The sequence below is a fragment of the Pigmentiphaga litoralis genome (genome assembly GCF_013408655.1).
In the GTDB taxonomy this organism is placed as follows: domain Bacteria; phylum Pseudomonadota; class Gammaproteobacteria; order Burkholderiales; family Burkholderiaceae_B; genus Pigmentiphaga; species Pigmentiphaga litoralis_A.
The window spans coordinates 2,631,868-2,652,724 of the sequence record NZ_JACCBP010000001.1 but is presented as its reverse complement, the minus strand read 5'-3'; the positions used below and the strand labels follow the sequence as shown (position 1 = coordinate 2,652,724).

Below are 20,857 nucleotides of genomic sequence, written 5' to 3'. Positions count from 1 at the left end.
GCTTACACCGCGCAGTACCGCTCCTGAATCGACGCGTCCGCCAGCATGGCGGCCGCATCATTCGCATACACCACTTCCCCCTGGTCCAGGATGTAGGCGCGGTCGGCAATCCGCAGCGCCAGTTCCACGTTCTGCTCGATCAGCAGGATCGTGACGCCCGACTTTTTCAGCGCCGTGAAGTACTCGAACATCTCGTCGACCAGCAGCGGCATGATGCCTTCCGATGGCTCGTCCAGCAGCACGAACTTGGGCTTGGCCGCCATGGCCCGCGCGATCGTCAGCATCTGCTGTTCACCGCCCGACATAGTCACTGCCTGCTGATCCAGGCGTTCCTTCAAACGCGGAAAGGTGTCGGCAATCTCGTCGATGATCTCCGCTTCGCGCGCGTGCAGCGGTGACCGCAGCAAGCCCAGGCGGATGTTCTCGCGCACCGTCAGCCCGGGCACGATGCGCCTTTCTTCAGGCACGTAGGCCAGCCCGCGCGCATACCGGGCATGCGCCGGCAGCCCCAGGATTTCCTGGCCGTCGAAGGTGATCGACCCTTTGACCTTGGTCATGAGTCCGGCCACGCTTTTGACCGTGGTGGTCTTGCCCGCGCCGTTGCGGCCCACCAGGCAGACCAGCTCGCCCTGACGGACCTGCAGGTTCACGCCCTGCAGGACGTGGGCCTCGCCATACCAGGCATGAAGATCTTGAATGTGCAGCATGATGGTTGTCTCTTTCAATGATTGCCCTGGCCAAGGTAGACCCGCTTGACCTGTTCGTCGGAACGGATGTCGTCGGGCGTGCCTTCTGCCAGCAGTTCACCGTGATGCAGCACTACGATCCGGTCGCTGATGCCCATCACCATCTTCATCTTGTGTTCGACCAGCACGACCGTGCGCGCCTCGACCAGTTCGCGGATCAGGTGCATCATCGTCCTGGTCTCTTCCGGGCTCATGCCGGCGGTGGGCTCATCCATCAGCAGCAGCTTCGGATCGGCCGCCAGGGCCACCGCGATTTCCAGGCTGCGCTGCTGCCCGTGCGCCAGTTCGTGCGCGCGGTGCCGGGCACGGTCTTGCAGGCCGACGGTGCGCAGCAGGTCCATGGCCCGCTCTTCCAGCCCGGCCAGGGCGGACCGCTTGCGCCACAAGCCGTAGCGCGACACGTGCGCCTGCAAGGCAATGCGTACGTTTTCCAGCGCGGTAAAGCGCGGAAACAGGTTGGTGATCTGGAAAGACTTGGCGATGCCGATGTGCGCGAAGTCGTGCGGCTTCAGGCCCGTGATGTCCTGGCCATCGAAGATGACCTGCCCGCCGCTGGGGGTGTGCGCGCCCGACAGCATGTTGAAGTAGGTGCTTTTGCCGGCGCCGTTTGGCCCGATGATGGAAGTGAGCTTGCCGCGCGGAATGCGGACCGAGATGTCCTTGAGCGCCAGGAAGCCGCCAAAGCGCTTGCTGACGTTGCGGGTTTCGATCAGCGTGTCATGCGTGGACGCGTCCGAATGTTCAGCGGTCATGGCGAAGTTTCTCCAGCAGGGTGCCCCATACGCCTTTCGGGAAGAAGAGCACGAAGAACACAAACACGGCGCCCACATACAGCTGCCAGTTTTCGGTGTATTCCGAGATCACGTCCTGGATCACCAGGAACAGGGCGGCGCCAACGAAGGGACCGAAGTAGGTGCCCATGCCGCCCAGCAGGCACAGCATGACCACCATGCCCGACGTGGTGTAGGCCAGGGTTTCGATCGCGACGCTAGACAGGTGGATCGCATACAGCGCGCCCGCCAGGCCACAAAAGGCCGCCGACAGCACAAAGGCCAGCAGCTTGCTGCGTTCCACATTGAAGCCGCAGGCGCGGGCCCGCGATTCGTTTTCGCGTATGGCTTCGATGACGCCACCGAAGGGTGACGCCAGGATCCGCGACAGGGCCAGCAACGCCACGGCAACAAAGGCCAGCATGAAGTAGTACTTCTGCATCGGGTCCAGCAGGTTCAGGTGCAGGCCGAACACGGACACGTCGGACACGTTCGCGCCGCGCAGGCCGTTCTCGCCGCCGGAGGCGGGCAACTGGTAAACCAGGAAGTACACGCACTGCGACAGCGCCAGCGTCACCATCGCGAAGTAGATGCCGCGGGTGCGGATGGCCAGCAGGCCCATCACCAGCGCGACAACGGCGGCCATGACCACGGCGGCGGGGATCGCCCACCACCAGGCTGCCCCATGCTGCGCGATCAGGATGCCGGCCGTGTAGCCGCCGACGCCCAGGAACGCCGCATGCCCGAAGGACAGCAGGCCGGTATAGCCGAACAGCAGGTTGAAGCCCACCGCATACAACCCGAAGATCAGGATGTTGATGGCCACCGACTGGTAGGGCATCAGCCACGGGAACACGGCAAAGAAGGCCAGGGTGACCAGCACGCGGTGGCGCGCCACCCAGTCGAGCCAGCCGGTGGCAGGCACGGGACGGGCCGGCGCCGCCGGAATGAGGGGAGTGAGGGATTCGCTCATGATGACTCGCTTGGGGTTCAGGTCATGAGGCCGGCGCGTCCGAACAGCCCTTGCGGACGGAACAGCAGCACGATGGCCATGATGACGAACATCGAGACTTTGGCGGCCTCGGGAAAGAACAGCACGGACATGCTTTCGGCGACGCCCACCAGCAGGCCCGCGACCACGGCGCCCGTCAGCGAGCCCATGCCGCCCACCACCGTCACGACAAAGGCGACGATCAGGACCGAGGTGCCCATGTCGGGCGACACGCCTTGCAGCGGCGCAGCCAGCACGCCCGCCAGGGCGGCAATGCCGGTGCCCACGCCAAACACGATCAGCCAGACCTTGGAGATGTCGACACCCAGCACCCGCACGATGACCGGGTCCCGCGCACCGGCCCGGACGATCAGGCCCAGCGAGGTCTTTTCGATAAAGAACCACAGCACCGCCAGCAGCGCGACGACCACGCCGATCACGAACAGCCGATAGGTCGGAAAGTCGGCAAAGCCCAGGTTGGTCGCGCCTTGCAGGAGTTCGGGCGTATCGAAGGGCAAGCCTGCGCGGCCAAAGATCATGCGTACGGCTTCGACCATCATGTAGGCCAGTCCGAAGGTCAGCAGCAGCGGATAGTCGATCCCCCGCCCGTACAGCGGCCGGATCAGCCAGCGTTCGCACATCATGCCGATGCCTGCGACGATGATCGGCGCCAGCAGCATGGCCAGCCAGAAGCTGCCGGTTTTTTCGGCCACATAGAAGCCGGCGTACGCGCCCAGCATGTAGAACGCACCGTGTGCGAAGTTGACGACCGTCAGCATGCCGAAGATCAGCGACAGGCCGACGGCCAGCAACACATAGATGGCGCCCAGGGCCAGTCCGGTGAACAACTGCAGGGCGATGAGATCGAATGTCATGCGGGATCCTCCTGGAAAGGGGTCACGTCAGCCCTTGAAGCCGAGCGTTGCGCACGAACGCAGCAGGGCCTCGCTGGGCGGCTCGACATGCAGCACCTTGAAGACTTCGTCGGGGTGGCTGGCCTGCGTGGCGGCCGACTGGATCACCATGACCGACTGCACCGACTGCTGATCGCAGCCGCGGTAGTACTGCGCGCCCTTGTACGTGTCGTACTTGAGCGCGCGCAGGGCCGATGCGACGTTGTCGGGTTCGGTGGAGCCCGCCGTCTTGACCGCCATCAACAGCGACTTGACCGCCGAATAGGCCATTGCGCCGTAGTCGGACGGATAGCGGTCCTTGTTGGCCGCGCGAAAGGCGGCGTTGAAGGTCTTGGCCGACGGCACGGTGTCCTGCAGCTTCCAGTAGTACTGCGTGCCGCCGATCACGCCGTCATAGGTGCTGGCGCCGCCCGACACCCGCGCGGTGTAGGTCAGGATGGGCGTGACGAACTTCATCTGCTTTTTCATGCCGAAGTCGCCGGCCTGTTTGATCGAGATGCGGTTGTCGGCGCCAAAGTTGTTGAACACCAGCACGTCGGCGTTCATCGCACGGATGCGGGGCAGGAAGGCCGAGAAGTCGGTCGCACCCAGCGGATGCTTGACCTCGCCAACGACTTCGGCGCCCATCTCTTTTGCGACCGCCGTAAAGCCGCGCGTCATTTCGTGGCCATAGGCGTAGTCGGCCGTCAGGAACGCGACCTTCATGCCGCGCTTGAACACGTACTTGCCGACGGCCTGCGTCGTCATGTGCGGGTTGAGCGCTTCATGAAAGGTGTAGGGGCCGGCATCGGTGGCTTCGTTGATCGCGTCGGACTGGCTGATCGACACATACAGCACCTTGCGCTGCTTGGTCACGTTGTTGATCGACAGCTGCGTGGCCGCGGACAGGCCGCCCACGATGAAGCTGACGCCTTCCTTTTCGATCAGTTCCAGTGCGCGCGTGGCCGCCTCGCCGGGGTTGAGCCGATCGTCGCGCACCAGCAGTTCCGCCTTGCGTCCGGCCATGCCGCCGGCATCGTTGAATTCCTTGGTGGCCAGTTCGGCATTGCGCACCTGGTCCTGCGCTTCGGCGCCGTAGGGGCCGGTCAGCGGAACGGGCAGGCCGATCTTGATGGCCTGAGCCTGCGCCTGGGCCTGCATCAGGGCGCAAGCGCCCAGCAGCACGGCGGTGGTGGCCAGGCGCAGGGTGGGGCGGCGGTGGGGGGAGGGCAGTGGCATGGTGGTCTCCTGATCGGCATGTCCCGGACGGGATACGTTGCTGTTTATCATTCGATAACTTTGAGTTCCAGCGGCTTATTTGTCAATTGATCAATAGAAGGGGGAAACCCTAGGCCGCTTTGATGCGGGAAGGCTTGCGGGCCGCGGATAAACGCGCTTAGTATTTATCCATCGATAACTTAACGGAGACGATCATGCCGATCAGCAAGCTGGCTCATTTTTCTGTTCGCACCACCGATATCGAGGCGACGCGCCGCTTCTATACCGGCATCCTCGGCTTCAAGGAAGGCTATCGGCCGGCATTCAAGTTTCCTGGCATCTGGCTCTATCGCGGCGGCGACGAGGCTGACTACGGCGTGGTCCACATCATCGGCATCGACAAGGACGATCCGTCGGGCCTGACCGAGTACCTGGGCGAGATGGACGAGTCCAGCCTGCATGGCAGCGGCGCGATCGATCATGTGGCCTTCCTGGCCACCGATTTGGCGGACATGCGGCGGCGTCTGCAGGAAGCCGGGCTGGAATACCGCGAGCGCACCGTCCCCGACATGGGGTTGCATCAGGTGTTCATGGAAGACCCGTCGGGAGTCACCATCGAATTGAATTTTCCAGCGGCCGAAGCGCTGGCCTCGGGAGTCCGTCATGAATGAATCGCGCAAAGCCATCGTGGTGGGCGGATCGCTGGGTGGGCTGTTTGCCGCCAATCTGTTGCTGCGTGCCGGATGGGACGTGCACGTGCACGAGCGGGTGGCCGACGAACTGGAAGGGCGGGGCGCGGGCATCGTGACCCATCCGGAATTGATGGACGCCCTGGCCGCCATGGGGCTGCCCACCGATGACGCGATTGGCGTGTCGGTGCAGGAACGGGTGACCCTGGCGCAAGACGGGTCCGTGCTCGGGCGGCGCGCCATGCCCCAGGTGCTGACGGCCTGGGGCCGCCTGTACAGCATCCTGAAGTCGGCGTTCCCGGCAGACCGGTATCACAACGGCCGGGAGCTGGCGTCCATCGAGCAGGACGGCAGTGCCGTCAAGCTGGTGTTCCGCGATGGCTTTCGCGATCAGGCCGACCTGGTCGTGGCTGCCGACGGGCTGCGATCCACCATTCGCAAGGCGCTGCTGCCCGACGCCAATCCGGTGTATGCCGGCTACGTGGCATGGCGCGGCCTGGTGGATGAGTCCGTGTTGAGCGAGCGGGTGCGCAAGGAGCTGTTCCCGTACTTTGCGTTCGGCATTCCGCCGTGCGAGCAGATGATTGCCTATCCGGTAGCGGGCCAGCACAACGGCGTGGAGCCGGGCCGGCGCCGCTTCAATTTCGTGTGGTACCGCCCGGCCGATGAAGCCACGACCTTTCGCGACATGGTGACCGACGCCAACGGCCGCGTGTGGATGGACGGCATTCCGCCGCCGCTGATCCGGCCCGAATTCGTCACGCAGGCGCGCCAGGCGGCGCGAGACGTGCTGGCGCCGCAATTTGCCGAAGTGGTGGAAAAGACCGAGAACCTGTTCTTCCAGCCGATCTTTGATCTGGAAAGCCCGCGCATTGCGCTGGGTCAGGTGGCCTTGCTGGGGGACGCCGCCTTCGTGGCCCGGCCGCATTGCGGCATGGGCGTGACGAAAGCAGCGGGGGACGCGATGGCGCTGGTGGATGCCTTGACCCGGCATGCCAGCATCCCGGATGCCCTGGCCGACTATGAAGCGCAGCGCTTGGGCACCGGTGCGTTCATCGTGGGCCATGCCCGGGCGCTGGGCGCCTACATGCAGGCGCAGCTGCGGACCGCCGAAGAACGCGAGATGGCGGAACGCTACCGCACGCCGGAAGCCATCATGCGTGAAACGGCCGTAGCCCCTAGCAGACACTGAGGCGGGAAGCCGCCCCGCTGGGTGCCTGACGCGGCGTCACCTGGACCGGCGACGCCGAGACCTTTACTTCTCGCCGGTCATGTCCGACGGCACGACCCACTTGTCGAACTCTTCTTCGGTCAGGTGGCCAAGGGCCAGCGCCGATTCCTTGAGCGACAGGCCTTCCTTGTGCGCCTTCTTGGCGATCTGGGCGGCCTTGTCGTAGCCGATGTGCGGGTTGAGCGCCGTCACCAGCATCAGCGACCGGTCCACCAGTTCGGCGATGCGTTCGCGGTTGGGCTCCAGGCCCACCATGCAGTTCTTGTCGAAGCTCGCCAGGCCATCGGCCAGCAGGCGAACCGACTGCAGGAAGTTATGGATGATGACGGGCTTGAACACGTTCAGTTCGAAGTTGCCGCTCGCGCCGCCGATGTTCAGCGCCACGTCGTTGCCCATGACCTGGGCCGCGATCATGGTCAGCGCTTCGGACTGGGTCGGGTTGACCTTGCCCGGCATGATGGAGCTGCCCGGTTCGTTTTCCGGAATGCTCAGTTCGCCCAGGCCCGACCGCGGGCCGCTCGACAGCCAGCGGATATCGTTGGCGATCTTCATGGCGCTGGCCGCCAGGGCCTTGAGTGCGCCGTGCGCAAACAGCAGGCCTTCGTGGGATGCAAGCGCCTGGAACTTGTTGGGCGCCGACACGAACGGCACGCCCGTGTCCTTGGCCAGTTCGGTCGCCATGCGGGTAGCGAATTCCGGATGCGCGTTCAGGCCGGTGCCCACCGCGGTGCCGCCAATCGCCAGCTGATAAAGGCTTTTGGTTGCGGCGCGCAACTGTTCATCGGCCAGCGCCAGCATGGCTTCATGGCCCGACAGTTCCTGGCCCAGGGTCAACGGCGTGGCGTCCTGCAGGTGCGTACGGCCGATCTTGACGATGTCGTCGAACGCCTTGGACTTGGCGGAGATGGTCTCGCGCAGATGGGCGATGGCAGGCAGCAGGTGCGACTGGACCTGCATGGCGGCGGCCACGTGCATGGCGGTCGGGAACACGTCGTTGGACGATTGGCCGCGATTGACGTGATCGTTCGGGTGCACCTTGCGCGCTTCGCCACGTTCGCCGCCCATGATTTCGGACGCCCGATTGGCGAGCACTTCGTTCATGTTCATGTTGCTCTGGGTGCCCGAGCCGGTCTGCCAGATGCTGAGGGGGAATTCGTTGGGCCACTTGCCGGCGATGACTTCGTCGGCCGCCTTCTGGATCGCATCGGCAATGGCCGGGTCCAGCGCGCCCAGTTCGGCGTTGACCTTGGCGGCGGCGCGCTTGACGAAGGCCAGGGCCTCGATCAGCTGCGGGGGCATCTTTTCGGTCGAGATCGCGAAGAATTGCAGGGACCGCTGGGTCTGCGCACCCCAAAGATGTTCGTTGGGGACGTCGATCGGACCGAAGGTGTCTTTCTCACTGCGGGTACTCATGCTCGCGCTCCTATGCGTGGATTAGGAATCATTCCAGATTAGCAGACTCTTCCTGGCGGCCGCCTTGTGCCCCTGCTTGCGACTGTGGTAAAGCCTTCCAGAGGCCATAACCAGGAGAGCCATGTGTTCGAGTCAGCAGAACGTGATCCCGTCATGTCGAAGGACGACTTCGCGGCGCGCGAAGGCGCATTGCGCACCGCGCTGCTGCAGCGGCAGTACGCGCTGCTCGAGAAGGCCGACCGCACCGTGCTGCTGGTGGTGGCCGGCATTGACGGCGCGGGCAAGGGATCGACGGTCAACCAGCTCAATGAATGGATGGATCCGCGCAATATCCATACCCTGGCGTTTGGCACGGAAACCCCGGAATCGGCGCAGCGCCCCCCGCTGTGGCAATACTGGAACGCGCTGCCGCCCAAGGGGCAACTGGGTATCGTGTTCGATTCCTGGTACGCCCCGTTGATGGCGGAGGCGTCGAGCAAGCATCCTGACCCCGACGCCATCGCCTTCCTGGCGGCCGAGATCCAGCGCTTCGAGGCCCTGCTGGCGGCTGACGGCGTGCAGATCGTCAAGCTCTGGTATCACCTGTCGCGCGACGCGCAGGCCGGGCGCATCCGCAAGCAGCTGGCCGACCCGGCCACGGCCTGGCGGGTGTCGAAGGCCGATCGCCTGGTGCACAAGCGCTACGATCGCCTGCGCAAGGCGGGCGAAACCGTGATTGCCGCGACCCAGTCGCCGCATGCCCCCTGGCAGGTGGTGCCGGGCGCCGACGACCGGATGCGGATGGTGACGACGGCGACCGCGTTGCTGGATGCGTTCAATCGGAAGTTGCCGAAGGTGGTCGCGCAGCCGGCGCAGGTCGGCGCCCCCGCCTTCGTGCTGCGGTCGCCGCACGCCAGCATGCCGGCGGCCATGTTGCCGACAGCGCCCATGTCGCCCGAGTCGTACGAAGTCCGCATGGACGCGGCGCAAGCGCGGCTGGGCCAGCTCGTGCGCAACAAGGCGTTCAGGGACCGGTCCCTGGTGCTGGTGTTCGAAGGCATCGACGCGGCGGGCAAGGGCGGCGCGATCCGCCGGATCACCCATGCGCTGGACGCACGGCAGTATTCGGTCATGCCCGTCAGCGCCCCGACCGACATGGAAAAGGCCCACCCCTATCTGTGGCGCTTCTGGAATCGGCTGCCAACGCACGGCCGGGTCGCGATCTTTGACCGGTCCTGGTATGGCCGGGTGCTGGTGGAGCGGGTCGAAAAGCTGATCGGCCCCGAGGTATGGCGCCGGGCCTATGACGAAATCAATGACTTCGAATCGCAATTGCAGGAAAGCGGGGCGGTGGTGATCAAGTTCTGGCTGGCCGTGTCGCAGGAAGAGCAATTGCGGCGCTTCAATGAACGGGCCGAAACGCCGTTCAAGCGGTTCAAGCTGACGCCCGACGACTGGCGCAATCGCGACAAGTGGGAAGACTACCGGAAGGCCGCGGACGCCATGTTCGAGCGGACCGATACCGTGGGCGCGCCGTGGCACGTGGTCGCCACCGACGACAAACGCCAGGCCCGGGTGCAGGTGATCGAAGCCGTCACCAACGGGCTGGCGAAAGCCCTGGGCAAGCGCGGCCTGTAACTCGGGTTGATGCATCAGCCGGGGCGGCGGAGGGCATGAGCCGGGCTGGCGGGTGGCATGAACGGGACCCGCGGATCGCGCAGGCGGCGTGGCCGGATGGCGGGGCGGGGGCGGGACCGGGTAAAGTAGAGGCTACCTTCGCATTTGATCCCGCCCCGTGATCCCGCCCCGGGAACGCAGCGGTCGTCCTGCCTTATCGGCCAGCCTCAGCTTTCCAGCCCCGTCCTTCCCGCCTCGCATGTCGCCTGCCTCTGCTTCGCCTGCTTCTCCTTCTTCCTCTTCCCCGGCTAGCCGCCCCGGCCAGCCCGGCACCGCCTGGGTACTGTTCGTCACGCTGGCGATCCAGGCGCTGGCGTCGGCCGCCACCATTGCGCCCGCAGTGGTCGGGCCGGTCGTCACCCGCGAACTGGGATGGTCGCCCAGCCTGATCGGCATCTATATGGCGCTGGTGTATTTCGCGGCCATGTTCACGAGCGTGGTCGGCGGCACGCTGGTCAGCCGGTTTGGCGCCATGCGGTGCAGCCAGGCTTCCTTGCTGATCAGCTCGGCCGGCATGGGTCTGCTGTGCGTGGGGAATCTGCCGTGCGCCGCGATCGGCGCCGTGCTGGTCGGCATGGGCTACGGCCCGATTACGCCGGCCAGTTCCTTCCTGTTGTTGCGGACGACGCCGCCCCACCGCATGTCGCTGGTGTTTTCGATCAAGCAGACCGGCGTGCCGGTGGGCGGGGTCATTGCCGCGCTGGTGGTGCCGCAGATCGAAGCGCTGGTCGGCTGGCGGCTGGCGCTGGCGTCGACCGCGATTGCCTGTGTGCTGTGCGCGGTGATCGGGCAATCGGTGCAGCGGGCGCTGGATGCGGACCGCGACGCCCCGGCCGCCTTCCAGTGGCGCGACCTGATCAAGCCGGTACAGCTGGTGTGGCGCACGCCGGCCCTGCGCATGATGGCCTTGTGTTCGTTGCTGTTCTCAACCATCCAGCTGGCGGTGACGTCCTACCTGGTGACCTTCCTGAATCTGTCGCTGGGCTGGACGCTGATCGCGGCGGGTGTCGCGCTGTCGATCTCGCAAGTAGCGGGCGTGGTCGGCCGGATCTTATGGGGCGTGGTGGCCGACCGGTGGGTGGCGCCGCGAACGCTGCTGGGCATTCTGGCCTTGATGATGGCGGCCGCGTCCGTGGGCGTGGCGCTGCTGCAGGATTCCACGCCGTTCGCGGTGGTGGCGGTGATCGCCGCGGTGTACGGCGCGTCGGGCATCGGCTGGAACGGCGTGTTCCTGGCGGAAGTGGCGCGGCGGGCGCCACCGGGCCTGATCGGACAGGCGACCGGGGGCACCTTGTTGTTCACTTATCTGGGGGTGTTCGTCGGGCAGCCTTTGCTCAGCACGATCGCGGTCGCGGCGGGCAGCGATGGCGTTGGCAACTATGCCGTGGCGTATGCGGTGCTGGTCGTGCCGGCACTGACGTGCGCGTGGCTGCTGCTGAAGGGGCGTGGCAAGGAACGCTGAGACGGCACGGGCGCCGGCCGGGCGTCGCTGCACCCGTGCAGGACGCCCGGCCCGGCCGCTAGTGGACGCCGGCCCGGCCGCTAGCAGACGCCGGCCCGGCCATTAGCAGACGCCGGCCTGGCCCTCAGCAGACGCCGGCCCGGCCCGGCCCTCAGCGGACGCCGGCCACCACCTGCGCCACCGCCGCCGTCAGCTTCTTTACATACGGAATATGCAGGAATTCATTCGGACCGTGGGCATTCGACTTTGGCCCCAGCACGCCGGTGATCAGGAACTGGGCTTTCGGGAAGAACTCGCCCAGCATCCCCATGAACGGAATCGTGCCGCCTTCGCCCAGCCAGGCGGCCGGCTTGCCGTACACATCCTGCGACGCGGTATTGAGCGCTTCCTTCAGCCAGGGCGCGGTGGCCGGCGCGTTCCAGCCCGTGGCGCCTTCACCGCCCACGAAGCGGACATTGGCCTGATAGGGCGGGTTTTCTTCCAGCTTGCGTTTCAGTACCTGCGCGGCAAAGTGGCCGTCGACCGTGGGCGGCAGCCGCATGCTCAGCTTGAGCGACGTCTTGGGCCGCAACACGTTGCCGGCCGCGTCGATGCTTGGGAAGCCGGCCGCGCCCGTGACCGACAGGGCAGGACGCCACGTGCGATTCAGAATGCCTTCGACCGGGTCGGTGGTGGTGGGCATGGCATGCGCATGGCCATCGGCGCCGTGCGAGCAGCCCACCCACGGAAATTGCGTCCACACCTGGTCACCCAGGATGTCGCCGGCCGTGCGCGCCTGTTCCATCCGTTCGTCGGGGATGTCGGCCTGCAGCTCGGGCAGCAGCACGGTGCCGGTGGCCGGGTCGTCGATCCGGTTCAGCAGCTGGCGCGCGATCCGGAACGATGAGGGCACCAGGCCGCTGGCCATGCCCGAGTGGACGCCTTCGGTCAGCACTTCGACCGTCAGCACGCCGCCAGCCAGGCCGCGCAAGGACGTGGTGACCCACAGCTGATCGTAATTGCCGCAGCCCGAGTCCATGCCGACCACCAGCATGACGTCGCCAAGGCGGGGCGCAAGCATCGCCAGATACGGCGGCAGGTCGAAGCTGCCGCTTTCTTCGCAGGTTTCGATCAGGCCGACGCAGCGGGGCCGCGGCGCACCCTGGGCGTCGATCGCCGAAATCGCGGTCAGCGCCGCATACAGCGCATACCCGTCGTCGGCGCTGCCGCGGCCATACAGCTTGCCGTCTTCGATTTTGGGGATCCAGGGGCCAAGGTCGTCACGCCAACCCGTCATTTCGGGTTGTTTGTCGAGGTGACCGTAAAACATGACGGTGCGATCACTGCCCAGGCCTTGCGTAGCCGGCACGTCAAAGAACAGGCAGGGCGTGCGGCCGTCGATCGTCACGATTTCGACGTGCAGCCCGGCAATGCCCTGGGCCGCGGCCCACAGTTTCGCCGAAGTGATGACGTCGGCCAGGTAGCCGTGTTCGGCCCAGTTCGGATCGAAGGCGGGGGACTTGGCGGGGATGCGGACATAGTCCACAAGGCGGGGAATGATGTCGTCGTCGTAGCGACGAGCGATGGTGCTTCCGAGGTCGGAGAGATTCATGGCGGGCTCTGCGTTCTGGCGAGACATTCCAGTGTAGTCCTCTGCCGCGCACGCCGGAAAAGCGGCGCGCATCGTCCACGGCACACCTTTTGCTCTGGCAATGTCCGAGATGCCCCGGTGGACGGGGCAGCCGACGACACGACCGGGGATCGATGATGGACAACGCAAAGCATCTTTACACAGTGCTGGCAATTATGGGTTTTGTGGCTTTGCCCGTGCTGATGAACAGCGAACGCGTTGCGGCGTTCGATGACTTCATCGCCCCCCGCGCCGAACCTTTCAACGTTGGCCCCGCCTTTCCCGGCGGACGCGCCTTGCGTCCGGTTGGCATCGCCCCTGCCGCCACCAACACCATTGAACAGCGCTGGATCGACGATGCGTCGGACACGCGCTGCAAGACGGCACCGGCGCCTGCCGATGGCAGCCATGCGCCCGGCCGGGCGCCGGCTGCCCGCTGCCTGATCGTCTGAGCCAGGTGGCCGCCGACTGAATCGGGCGGCTCCGTATGTCCGCCGGATGCAGGCGCTGCCCCCGTCCCCTTGGGTACGACTTTTGCGATTTGCTCGACCGTAGTTCCAACGCCCTTTCTTCCATTCCCTACAGGTACTGACGCCATGGCCATGTCCAAGCACCTTTCCGCTCCCTCCCGCAAAAACGCCAGCCGCGATGACGGCGCTTACCGCGAAGAGGCGGAACGCCGCCGCATGAAGCCCAGGAAATTCCTGCAAAACGCCTACGAGTCGATGGAAAGCGACATCAACGTGCTGGTCCAGACCGCCATGCGCGGCTTCTATCACGCTCAGCGGCGCCGGGATCGCGCGCAATCGTAATTTTGGGCGGCCCATGTAATTTTTACGCCGGTCGCGGTAAGAAAGTTTTGCAGAGCAGGCTAGCCAGCCTGGACATGAACCACCGCAAACCCAGCAATATCAACGTTTCGGGAAGTTTCAACCAAGCTGGCACACTAGTTGCATATAGGTCTGGGCAAGCCGGTTACGGCAATGAAATTCAGGCGGTTCCAAGACCGTCATTGGCAAGACACTGCAAGAAGCGCGTCAAGTTGCTTCTTGGGTAGACAAGGAGAGAAACATGTTGCGCTGGGCTACTATCTTTTTCGCGATCCCCCTGCTCGTTGCCATCGTTGGCATGGGTGGTATTGCCGCGAGTGCTGCTGAGATCGCCATGGGCCTCTTTGTTGTCTCCCTCATCGCTTTTATCATGACGTTCTTTGTGACGACCCCGGACGATGAAGAAGACCGCTACGAAGGTGAGTGGCAGAACTGAAGTTCCGGACTGAACGTGGTTTTGAAAGTGTGGCTACCTTGTGACCGACGTCAATGCAATGAGTGATGACCATGTACCTTCATCACACCCCAATGATTTCGGCTTCCGTGACCTGGCTGACCAAGCGCCATGTGTCCTGTGGATGGCTGGCGTGGGTGGCGACTGGCGCTATGTCAACGCCGCGTGGACCCGCCTGTCGGGTCAGGCGACCATGCGTTCGACCGGCCGCGGGTGGATGGACGTCGTAGGGGAAAAAAGCCGCACCGCGCTGGTCGCGGCATTTGCCAAAGGCGCCGCGGACGGCGCTGCATTCGACGTTGAAGTATGTCTCACCACGGCCGATGCGGCCGGCCGCAAAGTATTGCTCCGGGCCACGCCCGTGATGCAGGGCGGCACGGTCACCGGTTTTTCGGGCTCGATCGCCCCTGTCGACCATGCGCCCAAGGCGGTGCTGTCCGACGACGAACAACGACAACTTTTCAGGAACCGGCGTGAGCTGGAGACATTGGTCGAGAACTCTCCCGATGTCATCGCCCGCCTGAGCCGCGATCTGCGGCACCTGTATGTGAACCGCGCCACGCGCGATGCCTTTGGCATTGACGCCGGCGATTTCATCGGCAAAAGCATTGCCGAGATGGGCTTTCCTGATTCGGTAGCCGCCGCCTACGACAAGGCCGCGCGCGAAGTCTTCCAGTGCGGCGAGGAACGCGCGTTCAACTTCACGTTGGACGACAGCGAGTCGCGCACCCGGCACTTCACCACCCGCATCCTTCCCGAATTCGAACGTGATGGCAGCATCGACTCGGTGCTGGCCGTCACATATGACGTCACGCAGCGAACCGAAGCACAGCTTGAACGCGACGCCCTGTTGATCCGCGAGCAGGCGGCGCGCTTCCAGGCCGAGGCCGCCTCGCGCGCGCGGGACCAGTTCCTGGCCATCGTGTCGCATGAATTGCGTTCGCCGCTGAACGGAATCCAGAGCTGGACCCACGTGCTTGAGAATCGGGTCGATACGGGGACGCCCTCGGTGGCCCGCGCGATTGCCGGCATCAAGACCGGCGTGCAGCAGCAGGTTCGCATGATCGAAGAGTTGCTTGACGCGACCCAGGTCATGACGGGCCGCCTGCGCATGCCCAAACAGCCCTTTACGCTGCAGCCGGCCATCGACGCCGCGATTTCCAGCGCGTCCAAGGCCGCGGCGGAACGCAACGTGTCGGTCACGACCGCGTTTCCCGATGCGCCGATCCGGCTTGTGGGCAATGCCGAGCGGGTCGAGCAGATCATTTGGAACCTGCTGACCAACGCCATCAAGTTCAGCCCGCAAGGGTCGGACATCAAGGTGGCGATCGAAACCAGTGATATCGACGTGCGCATTTCTGTGGTGGACCAGGGCAAGGGCATCTCTTCGGAGTTCATGCCCTTCCTGTTCGACCCGTTCCGGCAGGCCGATTCGTCGAACACCCGTCGCACGGAAGGCCTGGGTCTGGGCCTGACGCTGGTCCGCCAGCTGACCGAGCTGCATGGCGGGCGCGCGGTGGCGTACAGCGATGGCGAGAACCAGGGATCGACGTTTTCGATCTACCTGCCGCTGCGCAATGAAGTGGATTCCGAAGACGAAGGGCCCCGCGCCGTGCAGACCGTGGCCGGTGACGACAAGCCGCTGAGCTCGCTGGAAAACGTGCGGGTCCTGCTGGTGGATGATCAGAAAGAAGCGCGCGATTCCTTGTCGGAGTTGCTGACCCATATCGGCGCGCAGGTGGCGCCCACGGATTCCGGGCAGCATGCGCTTGACCACCTGCGCCAGTGCGGCCCCGACGATGCCCCGCAGGTCATCATCTGCGACATCGCTATGCCAGACATGGACGGGTATGAAACGCTGAAGCAGGTACGGCAGCTGGAACGCCAGGTATCGACGCGCTTTCGGGGACCGATCCCGGCCATTGCGCTGACGGCGTTTGGTCAGCGGGAAGACCGGGTGCGCGCGCTGGCCAACGGCTTCCAGGTCTACCTGACCAAGCCCGCCAATCCGTCCGAGCTGATTTCGGTCATTGCTTCATTGACGCGTCCTGCCGCGCAGGCGTCGGCTACGCAGCGCGTGGCCAGCAGCGTGCACTGAAGGTAGACGGCAGCAACAGTTGACCATCACAACCGTTGACCACTTCAACGAACGACCACTACAAAGGTCGACCACTACAACGGTTGACGACATCCACAAAAAAGGCGCCTTGAACTTCAAGGCGCCTTTTTTGTTGGCGTGGCCCGCTGACGGGCCACCAACGATCAGCTCGTTGCGCGCATGCGGTCACGCAGGTCACGGATCTGGTCATGGTTGCGCACGACGCCTTCGTACTGCGTCTGGACCAGTGCCAGGATCTCGGCAGGCAGGTCCTGCTTCAGGGCGTCCTGGTAGCGGGCCTTGGCAACGTCTTCACCACGCTCGCATTCTTCCAGGATGGCCAGGTCGGTACGGCCGGCAACTGCCGCCTTCAGGCTGACCCAGCCACGGTGCACGGCGCCACCGGCGGTGCCGCCTTCTTCAGGCTTGCCACCCAGGGCCGACACCTGCTGGCGCAGTTGTGCGGCGCCCGATGCGCAGTCCGAGGCACGGCGCAGCAGCAGGGCCTTCAGTTCGGGGTTCTTCGCGTCCTCGGCGGCCTGGCGGAAGCCTTTGTCGCCGTCGTTGCTGATTTCAATCAGTTCATTGAGCACAGAGGTAATTTTCGTCATGGCTTGTCCTTTTATCGGTACGTCGTGGGGACCGGGTCGCGCTGCCAGGCAGCGTTCCGGTTTCTACCCAGGTACTCAGCAGGATTCGATCCCGGCTTCAATCAGGCATCCCTTGTAGGGGTGCCGCCGACACCGGGCGCAGCCGCGCAGATAGTGCGCCAGAACATGACAACAGGCCGGGCGCCATCCATAACTCAGCGTGTAAAAATGGGCATGGATATTGCATTCCGGGAATCACCATTTTGTGATTGTGCCCGCCATGCCGATGTTGAGTGCAGTACCGCAAGCCCCCGATCATGCCGCCGTCTGCGCCGAACGCGGCCGCTGGGCATTGGCTGGCTTACCGTCGATTTCACCCGCGCTGATGGTGCCCGAAGGGCGTCGCGCCGTGGTGGTGACGCCCGATCCCGACGATGAGGTAGCCAGTCTGGGCGGCCTGATCCACGGGCTCCATTTCCTGGGCCGGCCGCTCACCATCATCGCCGCGACGGGTGACGCCGGGGGGGCGTCAAGCCATAACCCGCCGGAATACGATGGCGAGGCCCAGGTGCAATACGCGCCTTATTCTGGGGCGCTGCATCGTCTTGGGGTGACCAGCCGTACCGAGATGGACACGGCCCCCTGCCGGGTGATGCACGCCGGCATGGAAAAGGGGGCGCTGCACCGTAATGAAACGGCGCTGGCGGCCTTCCTGGCGTGGCGGCTCAAGCCGGGCGACGTGTTGTTTGCCAGCTGGCGCTTCGATGGGGATCCGGACCATGAAGCCGTGGGGCGGGCGGCCCTGGCGGCGGCGGCCATTGTCGGCGCCAAGTGCATTCCCGTTCCGGTGCATGCGTGGGAATGGGCGACACCGGGCGATACCCGCATCCCATGGCACCGCGCCCGCCGCATCGAAGTCGACCAATACGGACTCTATGCAAAGCGCAAGGCATTGTCGGGCGACGGGGTGCCTGGCGATCCCCACCTGGAAAGCCACGGGGCCCGGCAGCCGTACGAGATCGTATTGCTGTGATGCGTGGCGGCGGCGGCCGGCTTTGCGCCCGCAACGGGCGCGTTTGAAGCCTGCCGCAGACGAAAAAAAGGCTGGCACGTGCCAGCCTTTCTTCATTAAGCGTACAAACCCGCCGCATTCATGTTGCGTGCTTGCGCCCGCACACAGCCCCTACTTGTTCGGGGCCTTTTGCGGCTTGAGCTTCCAGTCCGCTTCGTCTTTTTCTGACTCGATCCGCTTTTCGGCATTCACCGCGGCGCCTGGGGAAATCGGGTCGCTTGCGGGGAAAGTCTGGTCGAGCGATTCGTCCAGCAGTTCCTGATAGGTCGGGACTTTCTTGTCCTTGTCGGCCGTGCCTTCCAGACGCTTGTCTTCTTCGGTTTTCTTCTTGTCGGTGGTCATCGTTCACCTCCATGTGTCAACGGCAACAGTGCTCTGCGAGTGTTACAGCAAGCGGTGTGCCCGACAGGAGTATGGGACCATCGCAGCTCGCTCAATAACACTCAACACTAAAGCACTTCTGCTAAGGCGGCATGCATGGAAACGCTGAACGTAGGCAAGACGGTCGCTGCGGACGCACCGTTCTTTATCGTTCTGAACAGTGGCTCGGGGCGCAATGACGCCGACGAGACCAGCGATATCGTGCGCCGGGTCATGGAAGGCGCTGGCCGCCGGGTCGAGATCCTGAAGGTGGGGGATGCATCGGAACTGGCAAATACCGCGCGCCGCGCGGTAGAACTTGCAAAGGCGCAGGGCGGGGTCGTGGTCGCTGCGGGCGGCGACGGCACCATCAACGCGGTCGCCCAGACGGTGCTGGGGCAGGGCTGCCCCTTTGGCGTATTGCCGCAAGGCACCTTCAATTACTTTGGCCGTACCCACGGCATTTCGCAGGACACCGAAGAGGCGGCACGCGCATTGCTCGACGCCACCATCTCCCCGGTACAGGTCGGCATGCTCAACGAACGCCTTTTTCTGGTCAACGCCAGTCTGGGTCTCTATCCCCAATTGCTGGAAGATCGCGAGACCTACAAGCGGCAATATGGCCGCAGCCGACTCGTGGCCTTGTGGTCGGGCATCATGACCGTGATGCGGTCGCATCGCCGCCTGCATATCGACATGGAACAGGACGGCAAGACCCGCAGCCTGCGGACCGTGACGCTGTTTGTCGGCAACAATCGGCTGCAGCTCGAGCGTGTCGGCATCGAGCAGTCCGATGACGTGCATGCCGGCCGGCTGGTCGGCATTGCGCTGCGTGACATGAGCGGCCTGGCCATGCTGGGGCTGTTGTTCCGCGGCGCCATGCGCAAGCTGGGCGGCGCCGATGATGTGATCGACTTCTCGTTCACGCAACTGGTGGTCAAGCCGCGGACCGGCAGCCGGTCGCGCCGCTTCAAGGTGGCCACCGATGGCGAAATCCTGTGGATGGAAGCGCCGCTGGTCTTCAAGGTGGCGGCCGAGCGGCTGCCGCTGCTGATTCCGCCACCCGATCAACGCAAGGAGGAGGTGTGACGGTAGTCCTGCAAGTGTCGGACCCCCATTTTGGCACCGAGAAACCGGACGTCGTGGAGGCGCTGCTGCGCCTGGCGCACACCCTGGATCCGGACGTGCTGCTGATGTCCGGTGACATCACGCAGCGCGCGAAACGCTCCGAATTCGCGGCTGCCAAGGCCTTTGTCGATCGGGTCGGTGCGCGCCAGGTGATTGCGATCCCCGGCAACCACGACATACCGCTGTTCAATCTGTTTGCCCGCGCGGTGTCGCCTTACGGGCACTACCAGGAAGTGTTTCCCGGGACGCTGGAGCCGGTGTACTCGTCGCCCGACCTGCTGTTGATCGGCGTGAACTCGACGCGCAACTACCGTCATGAAGATGGCACCGTGTCGGCCGAACAGATCGCGCGTGTCTCGGCGGCGCTGATGAAACGCCGCCCGGGCCAGCTTGGCATCGTGGTCGCGCACCATCCGGTGCATGTGCTGTCACCGCAGGATGGCAAGAACTTGCTGCATGGTCACCGCGCGGCGCTGGGCACCTGGGTGCTGGCGGGTGCGGACCTGGTTCTTGGCGGGCACATCCACCTGCCCTTCGTGCGGCCGGTCAACGACGCGATGCCCGGCCTCGGCAGGGACGCGTGGGTGGTGCAGGCCGGCACGGCCGTGTCGACGCGCACCCGCGCCAACGCGCCCAATTCCGTGAATGTGATTCGGTATTCGCCCGCGGCGGACGCGGGCCGCTGTGCCATCGAACGCTGGGATTGCGTGGATGCGTCGCAAGGCTTCACGCAGGTCGATCAGATCCTGGTCAACCCGTGCCGGGGAGCCCGTTCGTCATGACGCTGGCGTCCACCGCGCAATGGATAGGCCTGCATCCCGTGGCGTCCTACATTGCAACCACGATCGGCACCCTGCTGCTGGCGGGGCTGTTGGCCTGGGTGCTGCACTGGACCGTGCGGCGGGGCCGTGACCGCTGGCGCGACCGGCTGGCGCCGCGCGTCTGGCTGGCGATCTACGCGGGCGCGGGCGCCGTGGCCCTGCTGATCGGCATGGCCGCCTTTGCCGAACTGGCCGAAGCACTGGATGCCGATGAATCCTTGGGCAGGTTCGACGGCCTGCTGGCGGAGGCGCTACGCACGGACCCGTCCACCGGCATGCTGGAAGTGCTGGCGTGGCTGACCCGCGCGGGCAATATGGTGACGCTGGTGGGGGTCAGCATCCTGGTTGGCGCGGCCTTGCTGATCGCGCGCCGCCGGCTGTTCTTCTTTGCCTGGGTGATCACAGTCGCTGGCAACGGCGCGTTGATTCGGGTGCTGAAAGGCGTTTTCCAGCGCGTGCGGCCGGTGCATGAGCACGGCTTTGTGATCGAACAGGGCTGGAGCTTTCCCAGTGGTCATGCATCGGGGTCGCTCGTGGTGTACGGCATGATGGCCTATCTGGCGCTGCGGCTGGCCCGGCCGCCGCTGTCGTTGCTGATCGCGGGCGCGCTGGTGGCCTTGTTCCTGGCGATTGGCTTCAGCCGCGTGTTCCTGTACGTGCATTACTTCAGTGATGTGCTGGCGGGGTTCGTGTCGGGCGGGGCCTGGCTGGTGCTGTGCATTACCGCGTGCGAAGTGGTGCTGCGGACGACGCCAGCGCGTGATGTGGATCGGGCAGCCGGGGAACCGGCGGGGCAGGCCAGGACGTCTTGACCGGAGGGCGGCGA

21 protein-coding genes are annotated in these 20,857 nt (G+C 64.8%); 12 read left to right on the top strand and 9 right to left on the bottom strand.

Annotated features, from left to right (window positions below):
* Positions 1 to 2 precede the first annotated feature (2 nt).
* From HD883_RS11910 to HD883_RS11890, 5 genes are read right to left on the bottom strand one after another with little or no spacing between them, the layout of a single operon-like run.
* A complete protein-coding gene (locus HD883_RS11910; RefSeq protein ID WP_179585269.1) occupies positions 3 to 707 on the bottom strand; it encodes an ABC transporter ATP-binding protein in 705 nt (234 codons plus the stop codon).
* A 14-nt stretch (positions 708 to 721) separates the two neighbouring features.
* Complete coding sequence (locus HD883_RS11905) at positions 722 to 1,498, bottom strand: ABC transporter ATP-binding protein (RefSeq protein ID WP_179585271.1); 777 nt, start codon at positions 1,496 to 1,498, stop codon at positions 722 to 724.
* Positions 1,488 to 2,489: a branched-chain amino acid ABC transporter permease gene (locus HD883_RS11900; protein ID WP_179585273.1), complete on the bottom strand. Its 1,002-nt coding sequence runs from the start codon at positions 2,487 to 2,489 to the stop codon at positions 1,488 to 1,490. The genes HD883_RS11905 and HD883_RS11900 overlap by 11 nt, the downstream gene beginning before the upstream one ends.
* Before the next feature lie 17 nt (positions 2,490 to 2,506).
* The gene (locus HD883_RS11895; RefSeq protein WP_179585275.1) at positions 2,507 to 3,382 is read right to left on the bottom strand and encodes a branched-chain amino acid ABC transporter permease; all 876 of its coding nucleotides are present in this window, start codon (positions 3,380 to 3,382) and stop codon (positions 2,507 to 2,509) included.
* Between the two features lie 27 nt (positions 3,383 to 3,409).
* Positions 3,410 to 4,561: an ABC transporter substrate-binding protein gene (locus HD883_RS11890; RefSeq protein WP_179588596.1), complete on the bottom strand. Its 1,152-nt coding sequence runs from the start codon at positions 4,559 to 4,561 to the stop codon at positions 3,410 to 3,412.
* 272 nt (positions 4,562 to 4,833) lie between these two features.
* On the opposite strand from HD883_RS11890, the gene HD883_RS11885 reads away from it, so the two are divergent.
* Together HD883_RS11885 and HD883_RS11880 are read left to right on the top strand one after the other, a co-directional pair.
* Positions 4,834 to 5,289, top strand: coding sequence for a VOC family protein (locus HD883_RS11885; protein ID WP_179585277.1), 456 nt, complete (start codon positions 4,834 to 4,836; stop codon positions 5,287 to 5,289).
* On the top strand, positions 5,282 to 6,499 hold the full coding sequence (locus HD883_RS11880) for an FAD binding domain-containing protein (protein ID WP_179585279.1): 1,218 nt from the start codon (positions 5,282 to 5,284) through the stop codon (positions 6,497 to 6,499). The genes HD883_RS11885 and HD883_RS11880 overlap by 8 nt, the downstream gene beginning before the upstream one ends.
* 63 nt (positions 6,500 to 6,562) lie before the next feature.
* On the opposite strand, the gene fumC is transcribed toward HD883_RS11880, so the two are convergent.
* Positions 6,563 to 7,951 carry a class II fumarate hydratase gene (fumC, locus tag HD883_RS11875; protein ID WP_179585281.1) on the bottom strand — a complete coding sequence of 463 codons (1,389 nt, stop codon included), beginning with the start codon at positions 7,949 to 7,951 and terminating at the stop codon, positions 6,563 to 6,565.
* A gap of 123 nt (positions 7,952 to 8,074) precedes the next feature.
* On the opposite strand from fumC, the gene pap reads away from it, so the two are divergent.
* Both pap and HD883_RS11865 read left to right on the top strand, forming a co-directional pair.
* Positions 8,075 to 9,568 carry a polyphosphate:AMP phosphotransferase gene (gene pap / locus HD883_RS11870; protein WP_179585284.1) on the top strand — a complete coding sequence of 498 codons (1,494 nt, stop codon included), beginning with the start codon at positions 8,075 to 8,077 and terminating at the stop codon, positions 9,566 to 9,568.
* 238 nt (positions 9,569 to 9,806) lie between these two features.
* Positions 9,807 to 11,069: an MFS transporter gene (locus tag HD883_RS11865; protein WP_179585285.1), complete on the top strand. Its 1,263-nt coding sequence runs from the start codon at positions 9,807 to 9,809 to the stop codon at positions 11,067 to 11,069.
* Positions 11,070 to 11,220: 151 nt separating this feature from the next.
* On the opposite strand, the gene HD883_RS11860 is transcribed toward HD883_RS11865, so the two are convergent.
* Positions 11,221 to 12,660: a M20 family metallopeptidase gene (locus HD883_RS11860; RefSeq protein WP_257022149.1), complete on the bottom strand. Its 1,440-nt coding sequence runs from the start codon at positions 12,658 to 12,660 to the stop codon at positions 11,221 to 11,223.
* Positions 12,661 to 12,875: 215 nt separating this feature from the next.
* On the opposite strand from HD883_RS11860, the gene HD883_RS11855 reads away from it, so the two are divergent.
* From HD883_RS11855 to HD883_RS11840, 4 genes are all read left to right on the top strand, one after another.
* Positions 12,876 to 13,130, top strand: a complete 255-nt coding sequence (locus HD883_RS11855; RefSeq protein ID WP_179585289.1) for a hypothetical protein — start codon at positions 12,876 to 12,878, stop codon at positions 13,128 to 13,130.
* 150 nt (positions 13,131 to 13,280) lie between these two features.
* Positions 13,281 to 13,490 (top strand): hypothetical protein, encoded by a 210-nt coding sequence (locus HD883_RS11850; protein WP_179585291.1) that lies wholly within the window; start codon positions 13,281 to 13,283, stop codon positions 13,488 to 13,490.
* 259 nt (positions 13,491 to 13,749) lie between these two features.
* Entirely contained in the window at positions 13,750 to 13,944 is a 195-nt protein-coding gene (locus tag HD883_RS11845) for a DUF1328 domain-containing protein (protein WP_179585293.1), read from the top strand.
* A 58-nt stretch (positions 13,945 to 14,002) separates the two neighbouring features.
* On the top strand, positions 14,003 to 16,060 hold the full coding sequence (locus tag HD883_RS11840) for a hybrid sensor histidine kinase/response regulator (protein ID WP_179585295.1): 2,058 nt from the start codon (positions 14,003 to 14,005) through the stop codon (positions 16,058 to 16,060).
* A gap of 164 nt (positions 16,061 to 16,224) precedes the next feature.
* Here the strand turns inward: HD883_RS11840 and HD883_RS11835 are convergent, their stop codons facing one another.
* Positions 16,225 to 16,671: a ferritin-like domain-containing protein gene (locus tag HD883_RS11835; RefSeq protein ID WP_179585297.1), complete on the bottom strand. Its 447-nt coding sequence runs from the start codon at positions 16,669 to 16,671 to the stop codon at positions 16,225 to 16,227.
* Positions 16,672 to 16,930: 259 nt separating this feature from the next.
* Here HD883_RS11835 and HD883_RS11830 point away from each other — a divergent pair, with 259 nt between their 5' ends.
* Positions 16,931 to 17,683: a PIG-L family deacetylase gene (locus HD883_RS11830; protein WP_179585299.1), complete on the top strand. Its 753-nt coding sequence runs from the start codon at positions 16,931 to 16,933 to the stop codon at positions 17,681 to 17,683.
* Between the two features lie 150 nt (positions 17,684 to 17,833).
* Here the strand turns inward: HD883_RS11830 and HD883_RS11825 are convergent, their stop codons facing one another.
* Positions 17,834 to 18,064 (bottom strand): hypothetical protein, encoded by a 231-nt coding sequence (locus HD883_RS11825; protein WP_179585301.1) that lies wholly within the window; start codon positions 18,062 to 18,064, stop codon positions 17,834 to 17,836.
* 135 nt (positions 18,065 to 18,199) lie between these two features.
* Here HD883_RS11825 and HD883_RS11820 point away from each other — a divergent pair, with 135 nt between their 5' ends.
* From HD883_RS11820 to HD883_RS11810, 3 genes are read left to right on the top strand one after another with little or no spacing between them, the layout of a single operon-like run.
* Positions 18,200 to 19,171 carry a diacylglycerol/lipid kinase family protein gene (locus HD883_RS11820; protein WP_179585303.1) on the top strand — a complete coding sequence of 324 codons (972 nt, stop codon included), beginning with the start codon at positions 18,200 to 18,202 and terminating at the stop codon, positions 19,169 to 19,171.
* Positions 19,168 to 19,992, top strand: a complete 825-nt coding sequence (locus tag HD883_RS11815) for a metallophosphoesterase family protein (RefSeq protein ID WP_179585305.1) — start codon at positions 19,168 to 19,170, stop codon at positions 19,990 to 19,992. Before HD883_RS11820 ends, HD883_RS11815 begins: the two co-directional genes overlap by 4 nt.
* Positions 19,989 to 20,843, top strand: coding sequence for a phosphatase PAP2 family protein (locus HD883_RS11810; RefSeq protein WP_179585307.1), 855 nt, complete (start codon positions 19,989 to 19,991; stop codon positions 20,841 to 20,843). The genes HD883_RS11815 and HD883_RS11810 overlap by 4 nt, the downstream gene beginning before the upstream one ends.
* Positions 20,844 to 20,857: the final 14 nt, after the last annotated feature.